The following is a 16,060-nucleotide window of genomic DNA, read 5'->3' on the forward strand; positions in this document are numbered from 1 at the left end:
TCCTGTTACACTATTATGTTATTATTCAGAAAATTAGATATGTTCTTTATTATACGAATTATAATGATAATTGCAATAGTCTTTTAGACTTTATGTTTTTTAGGTAATAAAAAAAGGTTCTCCCATAGAGGAGAACCTTTTAATTAATATCCAATTGTTGTACTTGATATAAGCTATAATAAATACCTTTTGAGTTCATTAATTGCTCATGTGTTCCTTGTTCTTTTAGTTCACCGTGATCGATAACAAAGATTTGATTGGCATGAGTAATTGTGGATAATCGATGGGCAACAATTATCGTTGTACGGTTATGTGCTAACCGCTCCAAAGAGTCTTGTATCAACGATTCGCTCTCTAAATCAAGAGCAGAAGTTGCTTCATCTAATACTAAAATTGGCGGGTTTTTCAAGAACACTCGAGCGATTGCCACACGTTGTTTTTGACCACCAGATAGTTTCACTCCACGTTCCCCTACTTTTGTTTCATAGCCTTCCGGAAGTGCAATGATAAAGTCATGAGCATTGGCCGCCTTTGCCGCTTCAAATACTTCGTCATCCGTAGCATCTGGTCTTCCCATTAAAATATTTGCTTTAACAGAATCACTAAACAGGATATTATCTTGCAATACTATTCCGATTTGCTCTCGTAACGAATGAATTTTCACATCTTTAATATCTATGTCATCAATTTTGACTTCCCCGCTCGTCGCATCATAAAAACGAGGAATCATACTGATAATGGTAGACTTTCCTCCACCACTCATTCCGACAAAAGCGACAGTCTGTCCTGGGTCTACGGTAAAACTCATATTGTTTAACACCGTGTTATTTTCTTTTTCATATTGGAAAGACACTTTATCAAATTGCAGCTTCCCTTTAATTGCAGGCATTTCCTTTGCATGAGGTTGGTCCTGAATATCGTATTTCTCATCCATTAATTCAAACACGCGATCCATCGATGCGAATGCTTGCGTAAGTGTTGTAGATGAGTTCACTAAACGTCTTAAAGGATTATAGAGTCTTTCAATATATGCGATGAATGCTACCATCGTTCCGACTGTTAAATCGCCATTAATCACTTGATATCCTGCATAAGCAATAACCAATAGTGGGGCAACATCTGTAATGGTGTTAACGACCGCAAAGGCTTTGGCATTCCATTTCGTATGATCCACTGCCTTATCTAAAAATTCACCATTTGCTTTATCAAAAATGTTTTGTTCATGTTTTTCTAAAGTAAAACTTTTTATGATACTCATGCCTTGAACGCGTTCGTGTAAATAACTTTGAACTCCTGCAAGAGCTTGTGAGCGTTCTCGGGTTAAGTCTCGTAAGCGTCCAAAGAAGTACTTTACACTAACCGCATAAAATGGGAATGCAAGTAGTGTGACAAGTGTTAAAGGCACGTCCATTGTAAGCATAATGGCCACCGCAATTAGGATGGTTACCAAGTCCAGCCATAAATTCATTAACCCAATCATGACGAAGTTTTTAGTTTGTTCCACGTCATTTATTACACGGGAAATGACTTCACCCACTCGTGTGTTTGAATAAAATTTTAAACTGAGGCGTTGCAGGTGCCCATAAAGGTCTTGACGTATGTCGTACAATATTTTGTTACTCACTAATTGCGCGTAATATTGTCGATAATACTCAATTGGGGGGCGTACAATGAAGAACACTAACGCCGTTCCCCCTAACCAATAAAATAGTTGACGCGTTTTTTCGCTATCACTTAAAGTGTCTGCAGTAATGATGTCATCGATGACAATTTTAATTAACAAAGGAATGAACAAAGGAATTGCAAATTTAACAATACCAATTACAACCGTTAATACAATTTGCCATTTATATGGTTTAACAAATTTCATATATCTTTTCGTACTACTCATACAACTACATCCTTTCCAAATGAAAAACCTGTTGGAAATCAACAGGTGTCATTCACTCACGTATTCGAAGTTGCTTGTGAAACAGATAACGGTTCGTCCACACTTCTATAAAGTCGGGCGCAAATGGTCCTTTACGTTGTTTGATCCAACTAATTAGTTTATCTACATTGCGATGTAAAATCGTATCAATGGCCTCAGGATAATTCATTTGTTGTTTATGCTCTTCAAATTCGTCTTCATCCAGAATCGTATACGTCATATCTGGAAAGACTTTTACATCTAAGTCGTAATCAATGTATTTTAAAGATTGGTTATCGTAAATAAATGGTGAACTGATATTACAGTAATAGTACACACCATCTTCACGTAACATACAAATGATATTGAACCAATGTTCCGCATGAAAATAACAAATAGATGGTTCACGTGTTAACCAAGTTCGTCCGTCAGACTCGGTAACAAGAGTGCGTTCGTTGCCGCCGATGACAATATTTCTTGTCCCTTTCAGAACCATTGTTTCTTGCCAGACACGGTGGATTTTTCCGTTATGTTTGTAACTGTGAATCTGAATCATTTCTCCTTCTGCTGGTATTGACATGCCTAAGCCCACCTTTTCGTCAAAGCACAGTGTATATACAACTTGCATTATGTACTCATTATAACAACCTCTTGGGAAAAACTATAGCAAAAAATCAGCGAAGGCATTATGCCCTCGCTGATTCGTGGTGTTTAGCCAATTATTTATTATTATTTGTTGAGCGATTTTGAGCTTTTTGTGCAGATTGTTGATTTTGTTTTTGTACTTCTTGTGCATTTGTTTGTGATGCGAACTCAGAACCGAACTCAGTGCGACCTTGTGCAGATTGTTGGTTTTGTTTTCTCACTTCAGATGCATTTGTTTTTGAAGGATTTGTTTGTGACGCGAACTCAGTTCCGAATTCTGATCCGAACTCGGCACGATTAGCTCCTGCTGTACCTTTTTGTGAAGATTGTTGATTTTGTTTTCTTACTTCAGCTGCGTTAGTTGGTTGGTTGCTGTTATTTTTATTTGGCATGTGTGTTTTCACCTCCATGCTCATTAATGTGTGCAAGTAAGTGAAATCTTATTCTCATAAAAATTTTTCACATAACGATTGAACGTCCACCGTCCACAATGATTGTTTGTCCACGAATCATATCAGACCCATCTGATATCAAGAACATGGCTGTTTTCACCATATCTTCGATTTCCACCATACGTCCAGCAGGTGTATTTTGTCTCGCATCTTCTAATAATTCTTCGCGATTCGGGAAATGTTTTAAGGCGTCTGTATCAAGTGCACCACCCGAAACCGTATTAACAGCAATTCCTTTTATAGCTAATTCCACTGCCAAATAACGAGTAAGTGATTCAATTGCTGCTTTAGATACGCCAACTGTCGTATAATTTTTTAAATAACGTATGGAGCCGAGTGAACTGATTCCCACAATTTTTCCACCACGGTCCATTAATTTTGCAGCTTCTTGTGCACCAAATAACATGGCCTTTGCGTTGATATTCATTGTCCAGTCCCAGTGAGTTTCTTCTAGTTCCATTACTGGACGAAGTACTCCTGAAGCGGCGTTGCTAACAAATACATCCAAACGGCCAAATTCTTCACGAATGGTGTCAAACATGGCTTTTAATTTTTCAACGTCTCCTACGTTAGCACGTACAAGCAATGCTTTTTGACCGAGTGCTTCGATTTCTTTCACCGTTTCAAGTGCTGCGTTTTTGCTTCGTGCGTAGTTAACTACAATATCATATCCGTTTTTTGCAAGTTCAATGGCTAATGCTTTCCCTAAACCTCTACTACTTCCTGTCACTAATGCTACTTTGTTCGATGTCATGTGTTTTTCCCCTTTCAACATAAGCTCGCCAAATTTTTAACATTGATACTGGCATTGGCACTTCTTTTATTTCATCAAACGATAACCATTGACAGTGATCAGGCAGACTTACTTCCTCTGCATGTCCTACAAAACAGTTCATTTCCCATGTTAAATGGGAAAAAATGTGTTTAAAAGTACCTAGTTCATTTTCCTTGTTAAAATGTATAAAATACTGATCTTGCAATTTTGGAATTGTATCCATTTCATGATTAGACCGTTCAATCATTGGGAACTGCCACATGTTCGCTAAGAGACCTGTTTCAGGTCTTTTTTCCATTAATAAATGTTTGTTGCTGTTTTGGGTAATATAAACATCATACTGGAGTGCTTTTGTTTTTTTGTTCTTTGTTTTAATTGGCAAATGATCTTGCTCACCTGCATAAAATGCAGCACAGTTTTCACGTACAGGACATAGCAAACATTTTGGTGATGTTGGCGTACAAATGATTGCGCCTAATTCCATAAGTCCCTGATTAAATGAGGAGGGATCCTCGTGGTCAATAATTTCAGTAACTGCTTGTTCAAATACTTTTCGTGTTTTGGGTTTCGCAATATCTTCTTTTATAAGAAGAATGCGGGACAGCACACGCATGACATTTCCATCAACAGCATGTTCAGGTCGTCCATAAGCAATACTTAAAATCGCACCTGCTGTATATGGACCTACACCCTTCAAAGATGAAATTTCTTCTCTCGTTTTTGGAACCTCACTGTTATAGGTCTCCACTACTTCTTTTACGCCTGCTTGTAAATTTCTTGCTCGTGAATAGTAGCCAAGCCCTTCCCATTGTTTTAGCAAATGTTCTTCTTTGGCATTTGCTAAATCTAACATGGTAGGAAAGGCGTCTATGAATCGATTATAATATGGGATAACTGTATCCACTCGAGTTTGCTGCAGCATAATTTCCGATATCCAAATCTTATATGGATCAGATGTATTTCTCCATGGCAGATTCCGTTTTTCTGCCAAATACCATTCGATTAACTGCTGGCGAAATGTGAGTTTATTAAATTTAATCAAATCTTTCACCTACATTCTATTGATTACATGCTACAAAATTGGGGTATACCAAATGATAGAAAGCAATCAAACTGATATTTATTCATCGTTGTTATTATAAAATGATGATTAAAATTATTTTGGAACCCTCCTCAAAGGAGTTGAAACAATTGGATACAGGAACTCATATCGTCATGGGCATTGCAATCGGGGGACTCGCTATGATTGATCCGGTCGTTGCCAATCATACGATGACTTCAACAGCCGTAGTAGCAGGTGTAATTGTTGGATCCTTAGCACCTGACGTAGATACCGTGTTAAAATTAAGGAATAATGCGGTATATATCCGTCACCATCGTGGGATTACACATTCAATTCCAGCTGTCTTATTATGGCCATTAGCTATTTCTGGTGTGCTTCATTTGATTATACCTGAAGCCAATTTGCTACATTTATGGTTGTGGACATTTTTAGGTGTATTCCTACATGTATTTGTCGATATTTTCAATGCGTATGGAACACAAGCTTTGCGTCCATTTTCAAATAAATGGGTTGCTTTAGGAGTAATCAATACGTTTGATCCCATTATTTTCGGACTACACGTAGTAGCCTTGCTATTTTGGGCATTTGGTTCAAACTCAGTATTAACGATGCTTATATTATACGCTCTCGTTATTGTCTATTACGTACTGAGGTTTGCGGTTCAAAATGCTGTCAGACACGCTGTCAGAAATACGATTCCAACGGCAGAGGAAATCATTATTGCACCAACTATGCGATTTTTCCAATGGCGTATTGCTGCTATTTCTGATTCCCATCATTATGTAGGACGAGCTTATGGGCGTTCAATTAATATTTATGATCGATTTGAACGTAAGGAAATTCCTGACTCTCCTTTAGTACGTGCTGCTTTGAAAGATAAAAACATGGAAGCTTTCACCTCTTTTTCGCCTATTTACCGTTGGGAAATGGCAAAACATGACCATATACACGAAGTACGTTTAATTGATCTTCGCTATCGAAGTAATGATTACTATCCATTTGTTGCAGTAGTCCATCTAAATGAAGAACTAGAAATACTTAATTCCTACACTGGATGGATATTCAGTGAAGATAAACTCAGAAAAAAAATGGATTTTATGTCCAACTAGAAAAACCTCAGTCTGCTATCATGCAGGCTGAAGTTTTTTTATTGAATAAGAGCGACGTCTTTCTCACTTAAGGGTATCGTCTTCCACATTTAATAAGTGTACATATTTCGGATTATTCCCAGCAAACTCATGTATTCGATCTCCATAGCTTGCAATCCATTGGCGAATAATTTTTTCGGATACTTCCGCACCTTTATAATCATATCCAGCTTTTGCATAAGATGATTCAAAATCGGACCATAATAACTCAATCCAAACCCGTGCTTTAGATTCGGATAATACTTCGTTTTTTTCGAGTAGTTCTTGTACTAGTAGTTCGATACGCTCTTCCATACTATTTGCCCTCCTTTAATGGCTTTAACATGGAAATCGGCAATGCTTCAGCATACTTCTCTCCACCCATTCGATAACCCCACGCAAATCTACCTTTTAAATAATCCACTTGGAAAAAGACTCCCGGGTCTCCCTCGATTCGGTAAACTTCTCCAGCCACAAATTGAGCTGGATCTACTAAATAGGCTTGTGCCATTACTGCTTTTCTTTCAAAAACTGCAAATTCATTCACGTGACCGAGTTGACTTGCCTTTCTTGCTTTTTCAAGTAAATTCGCAATTTCTTGACGCAACTCTGGTTCAGTCATTTCACTATATTTTTTTTCAATTGCCATCTTCTTCTAACTCCTTTTTTTCAATAAAGATATCTATTTGTTCAGAAGGGAATCCTTTTTGGTAAAGGGCTTGTTTGACTCTTCTTACACGGTCATATCCTTTGTATTTAGAAGAGGTGGTTCTCCAGATTTTATCGCCTTGTTTTGCGATCATTTCTTCCCACTCTTCTGTCTCTGTCTCAAAGTTAATTTCAGCAATAACCTTGCTTATAATGGCATAGTTGTACCCCTTGCGCAACAAGGTATCTTGTATTTTTTGTTTCACTTGCCTTGGGGTATTGGATGATTGTTGGTTGGCAATTTTATCAGCCAATCCTTGTGCAATCTGAGTTTGATCTTCTTCAGTGTACGTTTCAAGCACTTCCTCTTGTAGAGATTTTTTGATACCCTTTTTCTTCAACTCTTGTTGAATCACACGCGGTCCTTTTTTACCGGTCTTTTTTTGCGTTTCGAGTAATGCTCTTGAAAAAGATTCATCATTTAAAAATCCTAATTGATACAATTTTTGAATTGCCTCTAAAACGACCGCTTCACCATACTCTGCATCTATTAGTTTCTTTTTCACTTCATGTTCGCTTCGCATACGAAAGCTTAGAAAATGCAGAGCTTTATTAAAAGCTTTTCGTACCTCATCATCAAATAAAATTTCGTCGCGTTCCCAGTCCTCTAAAACTTTGTCTTTAGACAATTGATATTTAATCAACAACGATTCATCCACTGCAAACGCATAGTTTTCTTCTATATAAATGTTATAACGTTCCGGATTGTTTTTTTGACGTGTAATTTTGGTTATAATCGGCAAACTTATCACCTCGTGTTCTTTACTTCTAACAGTATACACGTATTTGTTGAGACATTCATTAGCCTACACTCGCGTATATTCGGGTACTATACAAATAACAAGATGAATGAAGGAGGACTAAAAATGAAAGTAGCAATTACTGGAGGAAGTGGATTTGTCGGACAAGAGCTAACCAAACAATTGACAGAAAATGGCCATGAAGTTTATATCCTCACGCGATCTAATCATCCTTCAAACGCACCAATACATATGGTGAAATGGTTATCAGATGACGCGAATCCAGAACAATATTTAAATGGAATTGATGCGTGGATTAATTTAGCAGGCGTTTCGATTAATGAGGGTCGCTGGACAGAACAACAAAAACTAAACATTTACGACAGTCGGATGAAAGCTACAGATGAAGTGCTTTATTTGCTGGAAAAAGTTAAACAGAAACCCTCTGTTTTAGTAAATGCTAGTGCCATAGGTATTTATCCACCTTCCGAACATGCTACTTATACTGAAAATTCACTACAACATGGGACAGATTTCCTAGCAAAAACAGTGACGGATTGGGAAGAAAAAGCTTCTGTAGCCGAGAAATTCGGGATACGTGTGGCATCTGGACGCTTTGGCATCATCCTAGGAAAAGAAAGTGGGGCACTTCCATTGATGGCACTTCCCTATAAAATGGGGGTTGGTGGTCGAGTCGGATCAGGAAAACAATGGGTATCTTGGGTGCATGTAACCGATGTCGCAAAAGCAATTTTATTTGTGATTGAACATAAGGATTTTAAAGGTCCGTTTAATGTAACCTCTCCAGACCCAAAACAAATGAATGAATTTGGAACAATTTTAGGTGATGTTTTACATCGACCGCATTGGATGCCAGTTCCATCCTTTGCCTTGAAACTAGCATTAGGAGATAAAAGTCAACTTGTATTAGAAGGTCAACATGTTTTGCCTGAAAAATTATTGACTCATGGATTTAAATTTACTTTTCCTGATTTACGCAATGCTCTACAAAACATTTATGCATAATTCTTAGAAGACAACGCAACCTATGAGAAAAGAAAGGTTGCGTTTTTATGTGGTGGAAACATTTATTAGCAATTACAACTTCAGTATTAATCATAGTACTAGGATTGATGTTTAATCCATTCAAAGTGGAGGCTGAATCACTTCATTGGGGATTCCAAAAAGCCAAGCAGGAACAACAAGCCCAAGCTGGTAGTGCATTCGATGGAATCTTAAAAAAATATGGTGCATTTTATAAAGGTTCCCCGGACGAAAAAGTACTGTACCTGACTTTTGATAGTGGTTTTGAAAATGGATATACGGCAACCATACTAGATACGTTAAAAAAAGAAAAAGTGCCCGTTACTTTTTTTCTAACGGGTCATTATTTACGCAGTGCGGATGATTTGGTGAAGCGAATGATAAAAGAAGGGCATGAAATTGGTAACCATTCCTATGGTCATCCGAACATGGCAAATTTGTCAGAAGCCCGAATGAAAGAGGAATGGGAAAAATTCGATCAACTCTTAGCAGAGAACACCAATATAGAGCGCACACGATTTGTACGCCCTCCTGCTGGTGTATTTAGTGAAAATCTACTTGCCTATGGAAATGAACTTGGGTATCGACATGTATTTTGGTCAGTAGCATTTGTTGATTGGCATGCTGATCGCCCCCAAGGGAAAGCATATGCATATAACCATTTAATGAGTCAAATACATCCGGGAGCTATTATTTTGATGCATACTGTTTCTCCAGATAATGCACAAGCTCTACCCGATTTTATTCGCGATGCAAAAGCTAAAGGGTATACATTCTCATCGATAGAATCTCTTTATAATAAAGCAATGGATTTCCCGGTTTCTTTTCATTAACCACATTGTCCTATATACTATAGTCACAAGTAGTAAAGGACGTGAAGAAATTTGTCACAAACACTAATAGAAGTCGGTCAAAAATTCCCTTTGACAATTAAGCGACTTGGAATAAACGGAGAAGGCATTGGCTATTTTAAACGCAATGTAGTCTTTGTAAAAGGGGCACTTCCAGGAGAAGAAATTACCGCTCAAGTACAAGTTGTAAAACATAATTTTGCAGAAGCAAAAGTACTGCAGATTCGCAAAGCTTCCCCACATCGACAAGCGGCACCTTGTGCTGTTTACGAGACATGTGGAGGTTGTCAGTTGCAACATATGACGTATGAGCAACAACTGATTGAAAAACGTGATTTAATTGTTCAATCACTTGAACGTTATGTTAAGGACTTAGCTCCTCATATCGACGTTCGTCCAACAATAGGTATGGAAAACCCATGGCATTACCGTAACAAAAGCCAGTTCCAAGTCCGTAAAGAAGGCAAAAAAGTACACGCGGGACTTTATTCTGAAGGAACCCACGAACTTTTAAACATAGACGAGTGTAGAGTTCAACATCCAAACACGACTCGAGTAACCAATGAAGTGAAACGCATTTTGGAAAAGCTTAAAATACCCATTTATGACGAAGAAACACGTAATGGTTTAGTCAAAACAATTGTGGTGCGAACTGGTATCCAAACTGGTGAAATCCAGTTAGTGCTTGTTACCACTCTTGCCGAATTGCCAAAACGTCAGTTGCTTATCGATAAATTAGCTGCAATTGATCCTACAATTGTATCGATTGTCCAAAACGTTAATCCTAAACAAACTTCGTTGATTTTTGGAGATCGCACAATTGTTCTTCATGGTAAAAAAACACTGCATGAAGAACTAGGTGAACTGTCATTTGATTTGTCAGCTAGGGCCTTTTTCCAATTGAATCCTACCCAAACCGTACGTTTGTATAATGAAATTAAATCTGCTGCTGCCTTAACCGGTCAGGAAACGATTGTAGATGCTTACTGTGGCGTAGGAACAATCGGTTTATGGTTAGCGGATCAAGCAAAAGAGGTACGTGGAATGGATATCAATTCTGATAGTATTTTCGATGCTAAGAAAAATGCTGAACAACATGGCTTTACACACGCTACCTATGAAGTCGGGACAGCTGAAGAGTGGCTGGCTAAATGGAGTCGTGATGGATTCTCAGCAGACGTCCTAACAGTCGATCCACCGCGTACTGGATTAGCTGATAGTCTCTTGCAGACAATTATCAATGTGCGACCAAAGCGATTTGTCTATACATCATGTAATCCTTCCACACTTGGAAAAGATTTAATGACATTATCCAAAGTGTATGATATTGAGTATATCCAACCGGTTGACATGTTCCCTCAAACCGCACAAATTGAAAGCGTCACTCTATTAGTTCGAAAATAAAAAGCTGATCGGAATGTCATATCATTCCAATCAGCTTTTTTCGTTTATCTAGGATTAGTTTGATTCATTGTAGGGAATAACGTCAATAAGTAAATTAGTAATGAAAAGGCTTATGGGAGGTATTTCGATGAAGTGGAAAGGTCGAGGGCAAAGCGCCAACGTCGAGGACCGCCGTGGTCGACGTGGAGGTTTAGGTGGAATAGGAATTGCTGGTGGTGGGATTGGCTTAGTCATAGTGATTATCATGACATTAATTGGTGGAGGCAATCCAGGAGATATACTGAACAACATCCAAGGCACCAGTAACAATACAGAAATTCCCTATGAGGAAAGTGAACAAGAAAAAGAATTAGCAGATTTCGTATCAGTTGTATTGGCTGATACCGAAGTCGTGTGGAGTGAGCTTTTTACTCAACAAGGGATAGATTATCAAGTACCTGTAATGGTTTTATATAACGATCAGGTCCAGTCCGCTTGTGGCACTGCTGGGGCTTCTGTAGGTCCATTTTATTGTCCAGGTGATTATAAACTATATATTGATCTTAGTTTTTATGATGAGTTGGAACAAAATTTCAATGCTCCTGGTGACTTTGCGATGGCTTATGTTGTCGCTCATGAAGTCGGCCATCACGTTCAGACATTGCTGGGAACCAATCAAAAAGTAAATGACCTGCGTAACAAACTCAGCGAAGAAGAGTTTAATCAGTACTTAATTCGTCTTGAGTTACAGGCAGACTATTTTGCCGGAGTATTTGCCCACTATGCTGAAGGCCGGGGTTATCTTGAAGTTGGGGATATTGAGGAAGCGATCACTGCAGCAAGCGCCGTCGGTGACGACAATATCCAAAAGAAAGCTCAAGGCTATGTAGTCCCTGAAAGTTTTACACATGGTACTTCTGAACAACGTATGCGATGGTTCAAGAAAGGATTCGAATCCGGCACAATCAAGGATGGGGATACTTTTAAAGCGAAAAATTTATGATCATATAAATTCCCCTAAATAATGCAGCAAGTTCAAACGGTGTACTTGTATTGTTTATCAAATGTCTTTTCAATGTAACTTGAGTAATCAAATAAAAGATACCTCCAATCAGTTACTTAACTGTTTGGGGGTATCTTAGGATTAAGAGGAATATAAGATGTGATAAAAGAGGGAGAAATCGAAGATTATTAAACTTCAAAATATATTTTAAAAGTTATCGACGTTGATTCTCTCTTATAAGGTATAAATATATTTCTTGAAAATATTTGGGGAGGACATGACTGAAAGCATTGCACCGTAATTGACGAAAAATGCGACTTCATCACCCACTAATAGATTCACTTTTTTCGCGTCCAGAACTGTATGATCGCTGCTAGAACCAAGTATGTCCAAGTCCAGCTTAGGTGTCAGCCCTGAAATAAGTGCATCCTGAAACCCAACGCCCAAAATAGCCCTGCGAATGTTGCCTCGCTCTTCAAACTGTGGGAAGATTCCCAAGACATTCTGGGCAATTTCACCATAAGGCACTGAAGGCTTAATCTTTGATTCGATGACTTCGGAGACAAAGGTGAACGCATCGGTGTAAAGACCCGCGATGGCTTTCCGAGAAAGGGTTTCCCTTCCAAGGAGGATGGCTTCGCCCAATCTTAGATTGTTAATGCGTCCAGAACTTTCGGTCGCCATCAGCCAACTGTGATTGGCTGAATTACCACCGGATACAAAAGAAAGGGACAAAGAGAATCTCTCCTCAATTTGGACAGCAAGAGAAGAAAGCTTCTTCATCTTGTCTTCGTCGGGCTTGACCCCACCAAAACATGCATAGTTTGCGCCGATGCCCACGAGATCGATTCCGGGTAACTCCAATACTTTTTGGATGAACGATTCCAAATCCTCTGGCATTATTCCTTCTCTTAAATCACCCATTTCCACCATCAAAATGATTTTGTGCATTTTTTTTCGATTTAGTGCGATGTCTGAAAGTCTTTTGATGATTACGAGCTCCGTGTTCAGGCTGATATCCGCATAGTCGACGACGGATTCAACTTCACTTAGAGCCGGTGACCTCAACAATACATATTCGGCACCAATTTTTGCATCACGCATTTTCTTCAGGTTTTTCAGTTTGGAGTCCCCAAGAATCTGTATGCCCTGAGCGACCAAAACTCGTGCAATTTTTGGACTCCCGCAAACACCTTTTGTCACTGCCATGAGCCCCACTCCTTTTGAGTCGTAAAGGTTCAAAAGAATATCAGCATTATGTGCGATTTTTGCCAGATTGATTTCAATCCTTGGTGCAACGTTTCGGATCAATTGACAAGTACGTTCTTTTGTTGGCTCGCGAGGGAAGGAAAGACTTCAAAAATACTTTCTACAAGCTTTTCACTGCCATGTTTTAACACATCCATAGTCGGCAGACCGAGTTGCTGTTCATACTCTCTAACTACGTTATTGATTTCTTTATCCGACATGTTTTCGTGATTGATTGTAATTGCCACGACTTTGGAACCTGAAAAACTTTCGATTAGCTCAATTTCACTTTTTATAGTCGGCATAGGCATGAAAGGGAAATCTCCAAGGTTTTTTCGTTTTGGCGGATGCTGAACGATGACGGCTCCCGGTCTTGAACCCTTAAGAATTCCGCTTGAACTGATATAGGCTGGATGACTTAAAGCTCCCTGTCCTTCCACGATGATGATGTCCGGATTTTCTTCGTCATGGGCTTTCATTATTTCATTTTCAATCTCACCGGTTATATATTGCGAAGGAATAGCGTCGATGGCTACACCATATTTCGCTCCCTGAATCAATCCCGTTTGTCCGGTCGCTATGAACGCCACGGTCAATCCTTTGTCTCTCAATGCACTTTCAAGTATGACTGATGTCGTTCTCTTTCCTACCGCTCCATCCGTCCCAAGTACTGCTACTATTGGGGTATGAATATGCAGAATCCGACCAGAAAATAGATGTAAATCTTTTTTCAATGGCGGCATCCGAACATCCTCAATATGGACTCCATACATAGCAGCAGATGCCATGAATTCCTCATCTTCTGTTAGAAACTCATGCATTGGATTTACAATGTTCATGCCTTGTTTCATGGCTTTAAGAATGATTTCTCTCTCAGTTTCTTTTAGAAAAGCGTCCGCAGGTGCAATGCCATAGATGAACTTGTTAGGTACTTGCTTAAGTTTTTGCAGAGCATTTTCCAAACTCACAAAAATTGGGATCCCGTTATTTACACCTTCTAAAAATTCTCCAGAATCCATTCCTGCCTTCGTACTATCAATAACCCCGACTATTTCATATTTACCTGAAGTTCGTATTAGTCCGTTCGCGGTTTTTCCATCCATATCTCCAAAATTGTTTTCACAATAAATAAGCGCAGTTTTTTTCATCATTTTTCCTCCAATCATTCTTTTTCCGTCCACGTTCTAGGAAGAAAGTTGAATATCGTTGGAAATAAAAAAATACCTATATAATTTCTAGAACACAGACAGCCAATCGGCAAAGATTCTAAAAAATGCAAGGTATTTTCCATGATATACAGTTGTTTCCATATAATTATTATAGCACAGTTACAGTTTGGTTGCTTAGAAGAATTCTGTAGTATTCGGGAACTAACCATCCTCGTCATTCTTCTTTAGCAGTTTCCCGTTCCTATGAATCTGTCCACGACACTAAGTAGGATCCCAATACCTATTCATATTTATTCATTACCAAGTAATTTAAATTCACCTGGTTACTTAGATAGTTTGAAGACATATTAATTCACAATTCTCTTCTGCTTTCCAGTATCTATTACTAAATTTCTAAATTGATTTTCACATCAATTGAATTTGCTTTTTTTTCGGTTGCGCCAAACTAAGTAGACTTAATGTCAGTAAAAACAAAGATACGAGCCATAAAAAACTGACTCCTTCAACCAGCTCCAAAAATAGTCCACCCATAAATGGACCCGATAGACTACCTAGACTGAAGAAAATCCCACATAATAAATTCCCCGTTGGTAATAATGTTTTTGGGGTTAAATCGGTCATATAGGAAATTCCAAGGGAAAATGTAGAACCTACACATAAACCAGCGAGTAAAAACGCCCCAATAAGTGTCCACATATTATTTTCTAGGAGTGCCGCTCCACCAAAGGAAAAAGCACCACCAAATAACGCAAAGAGTATCACTTTTTTTCGGCCGATTCGATCACTCAAAGCACCTAGTGGTAACTGCGATAAAATTCCACCTGTCGAAAATGCTGCCAGAATCATTGACACCATCGACACATCGACTTCATTTCTTAAAGCATATACCGGGAAAATAGCATGTAGGCTAGACTCCAAAAAACCATATCCAAAAGGAGGAATGAACGCTATCCATGCAAATCCAATCGTTGCCCCAAAACGAGCCCACGTCCCTCGCATTGTTGAGGTTTCATGCATATGCCCTGGAAAATCATTGTCCAGGAAAAATACAAGTGACCAGGCAGACAAACATAGAACACCTGATACGATAAATGGTAATCCCTCAAAAACATTCACGAGAGGTACAAATAAAGGGCCTGCTGCAAACCCCACACCAAAAGATAAACCGTACAAAGCAATGTTTCTCCCTAAACGCTCTTTAGACGAAAAACTTGTGATCCATGTTTGCGTTGAAAAATGAAGTGCATGGTCTCCGATTCCTATTAGCAATCGTAAAATAAACCAAAATATAACGCTTTTCCATAAAGGAAATAATAAGAGTGAGACAAAAACTAATAGACCTCCCACAACGATGATTGGTTTGTACCCAAACTTCCGTAAGGGTTGCTCCATAAATGGTGAGATTAATATTGTTCCTATGTATAAACCAGTTGCATTTAATCCATTTAATGCAGATGATAATCCATCTTGCTCAAAAATAATCGAGATTAGTGGCAACAACATGCCTTGAGAAAATCCTGAAATGGATACAATAATGACAAGAATAATAAAACGTCTTTTTTCCATTGAAGTAAAATGATTCATAAGATGCCTCCTGTACCGTTAAATCGAAAGAGTGATGTCTTTTGATTTCGTTCGATACAATTTTAGCATAATAAAAAAAGAATCGGTGCATTAACTTGGATAAGAATGTAATTGAACCTCTAGAAAGCTAGAAAACTTTTAGACAATATAAAAGGCTCAGTCTAAGATCTGCGAACAGATGATTGGCTGAGCCTTCTAAATATCACTAATTTCGAATTGAGTATCCATATATCGATTCACGGCTGTTGTGCCGGTGAAATGTCCGAACCCCCTCCTTCTGACTGATCAATGTTTTCGACGGTTAGCTACAACCTCCTTTTCTTGTTGAAGTAAGTTTACTTTATCACGCATTTTAAATT

Annotated in this window: 16 protein-coding genes; 5 read left to right on the top strand and 11 right to left on the bottom strand. The window is 38.5% G+C overall.

What is annotated here, in order from left to right:
• Positions 1–139 precede the first annotated feature (139 nt).
• From GY23_RS09445 to mutY, 5 genes are all read right to left on the bottom strand, one after another.
• Entirely contained in the window at positions 140–1,891 is a 1,752-nt protein-coding gene (locus tag GY23_RS09445; protein WP_075618988.1) for an ABC transporter ATP-binding protein, read from the bottom strand.
• Positions 1,892–1,943: 52 nt separating this feature from the next.
• Positions 1,944–2,489, bottom strand: a complete 546-nt coding sequence (gene ntdP / locus GY23_RS09450; protein ID WP_075618989.1) for a nucleoside tri-diphosphate phosphatase — start codon at positions 2,487–2,489, stop codon at positions 1,944–1,946.
• Positions 2,490–2,628: 139 nt separating this feature from the next.
• Entirely contained in the window at positions 2,629–2,946 is a 318-nt protein-coding gene (locus GY23_RS09455) for a gamma-type small acid-soluble spore protein (protein WP_075618990.1), read from the bottom strand.
• A gap of 67 nt (positions 2,947–3,013) precedes the next feature.
• A complete protein-coding gene (gene fabL, locus GY23_RS09460; protein ID WP_075618991.1) occupies positions 3,014–3,760 on the bottom strand; it encodes an enoyl-[acyl-carrier-protein] reductase FabL in 747 nt (248 codons plus the stop codon).
• Positions 3,723–4,823 (bottom strand): A/G-specific adenine glycosylase, encoded by a 1,101-nt coding sequence (mutY, locus tag GY23_RS09465; RefSeq protein ID WP_211270663.1) that lies wholly within the window; start codon positions 4,821–4,823, stop codon positions 3,723–3,725. Before mutY ends, fabL begins: the two co-directional genes overlap by 38 nt.
• A 149-nt stretch (positions 4,824–4,972) precedes the next feature.
• Here mutY and GY23_RS09470 point away from each other — a divergent pair, with 149 nt between their 5' ends.
• Positions 4,973–5,953: a metal-dependent hydrolase gene (locus tag GY23_RS09470; protein WP_075618992.1), complete on the top strand. Its 981-nt coding sequence runs from the start codon at positions 4,973–4,975 to the stop codon at positions 5,951–5,953.
• A gap of 63 nt (positions 5,954–6,016) precedes the next feature.
• Here GY23_RS09470 and GY23_RS09475 read toward each other — a convergent pair whose 3' ends face one another.
• The 3 genes from GY23_RS09475 to recX are packed head-to-tail and all read right to left on the bottom strand — an operon-like array spanning position 6,017 to position 7,422.
• Positions 6,017–6,286, bottom strand: a complete 270-nt coding sequence (locus GY23_RS09475) for a YfhJ family protein (protein WP_075618993.1) — start codon at positions 6,284–6,286, stop codon at positions 6,017–6,019.
• A 1-nt stretch (position 6,287) separates the two neighbouring features.
• On the bottom strand, positions 6,288–6,620 hold the full coding sequence (locus GY23_RS09480; protein ID WP_075618994.1) for a YfhH family protein: 333 nt from the start codon (positions 6,618–6,620) through the stop codon (positions 6,288–6,290).
• Entirely contained in the window at positions 6,610–7,422 is an 813-nt protein-coding gene (gene recX, locus GY23_RS09485) for a recombination regulator RecX (RefSeq protein WP_211270664.1), read from the bottom strand. The genes GY23_RS09480 and recX overlap by 11 nt, the downstream gene beginning before the upstream one ends.
• Before the next feature lie 123 nt (positions 7,423–7,545).
• On the opposite strand from recX, the gene GY23_RS09490 reads away from it, so the two are divergent.
• From GY23_RS09490 to ypfJ, 4 genes are all read left to right on the top strand, one after another.
• A complete protein-coding gene (locus tag GY23_RS09490) occupies positions 7,546–8,445 on the top strand; it encodes a TIGR01777 family oxidoreductase (RefSeq protein WP_075618995.1) in 900 nt (299 codons plus the stop codon).
• A gap of 47 nt (positions 8,446–8,492) precedes the next feature.
• A complete protein-coding gene (locus GY23_RS09495; protein ID WP_075618996.1) occupies positions 8,493–9,296 on the top strand; it encodes a polysaccharide deacetylase family protein in 804 nt (267 codons plus the stop codon).
• A 51-nt stretch (positions 9,297–9,347) separates the two neighbouring features.
• Positions 9,348–10,718, top strand: coding sequence for a 23S rRNA (uracil(1939)-C(5))-methyltransferase RlmD (rlmD, locus tag GY23_RS09500; RefSeq protein ID WP_075618997.1), 1,371 nt, complete (start codon positions 9,348–9,350; stop codon positions 10,716–10,718).
• Between the two features lie 127 nt (positions 10,719–10,845).
• Positions 10,846–11,700, top strand: a complete 855-nt coding sequence (ypfJ, locus tag GY23_RS09505) for a KPN_02809 family neutral zinc metallopeptidase (protein ID WP_075618998.1) — start codon at positions 10,846–10,848, stop codon at positions 11,698–11,700.
• 234 nt (positions 11,701–11,934) lie between these two features.
• Here the strand turns inward: ypfJ and GY23_RS09510 are convergent, their stop codons facing one another.
• From GY23_RS09510 to GY23_RS09520, 3 genes are all read right to left on the bottom strand, one after another.
• Positions 11,935–13,011 (bottom strand): alanine/ornithine racemase family PLP-dependent enzyme, encoded by a 1,077-nt coding sequence (locus GY23_RS09510; RefSeq protein ID WP_211270665.1) that lies wholly within the window; start codon positions 13,009–13,011, stop codon positions 11,935–11,937.
• Positions 13,008–14,096, bottom strand: coding sequence for an N-acetyltransferase DgcN family protein (locus GY23_RS09515; protein WP_075618999.1), 1,089 nt, complete (start codon positions 14,094–14,096; stop codon positions 13,008–13,010). Before GY23_RS09515 ends, GY23_RS09510 begins: the two co-directional genes overlap by 4 nt.
• Positions 14,097–14,522: 426 nt before the next feature.
• Complete coding sequence (locus GY23_RS09520; protein WP_075619000.1) at positions 14,523–15,701, bottom strand: MFS transporter; 1,179 nt, start codon at positions 15,699–15,701, stop codon at positions 14,523–14,525.
• Between the last annotated feature and the right edge of the window lie 359 nt (positions 15,702–16,060).

The organism is Paenisporosarcina indica, from assembly GCF_001939075.1.
GTDB lineage: Bacteria > Bacillota > Bacilli > Bacillales_A > Planococcaceae > Paenisporosarcina > Paenisporosarcina indica.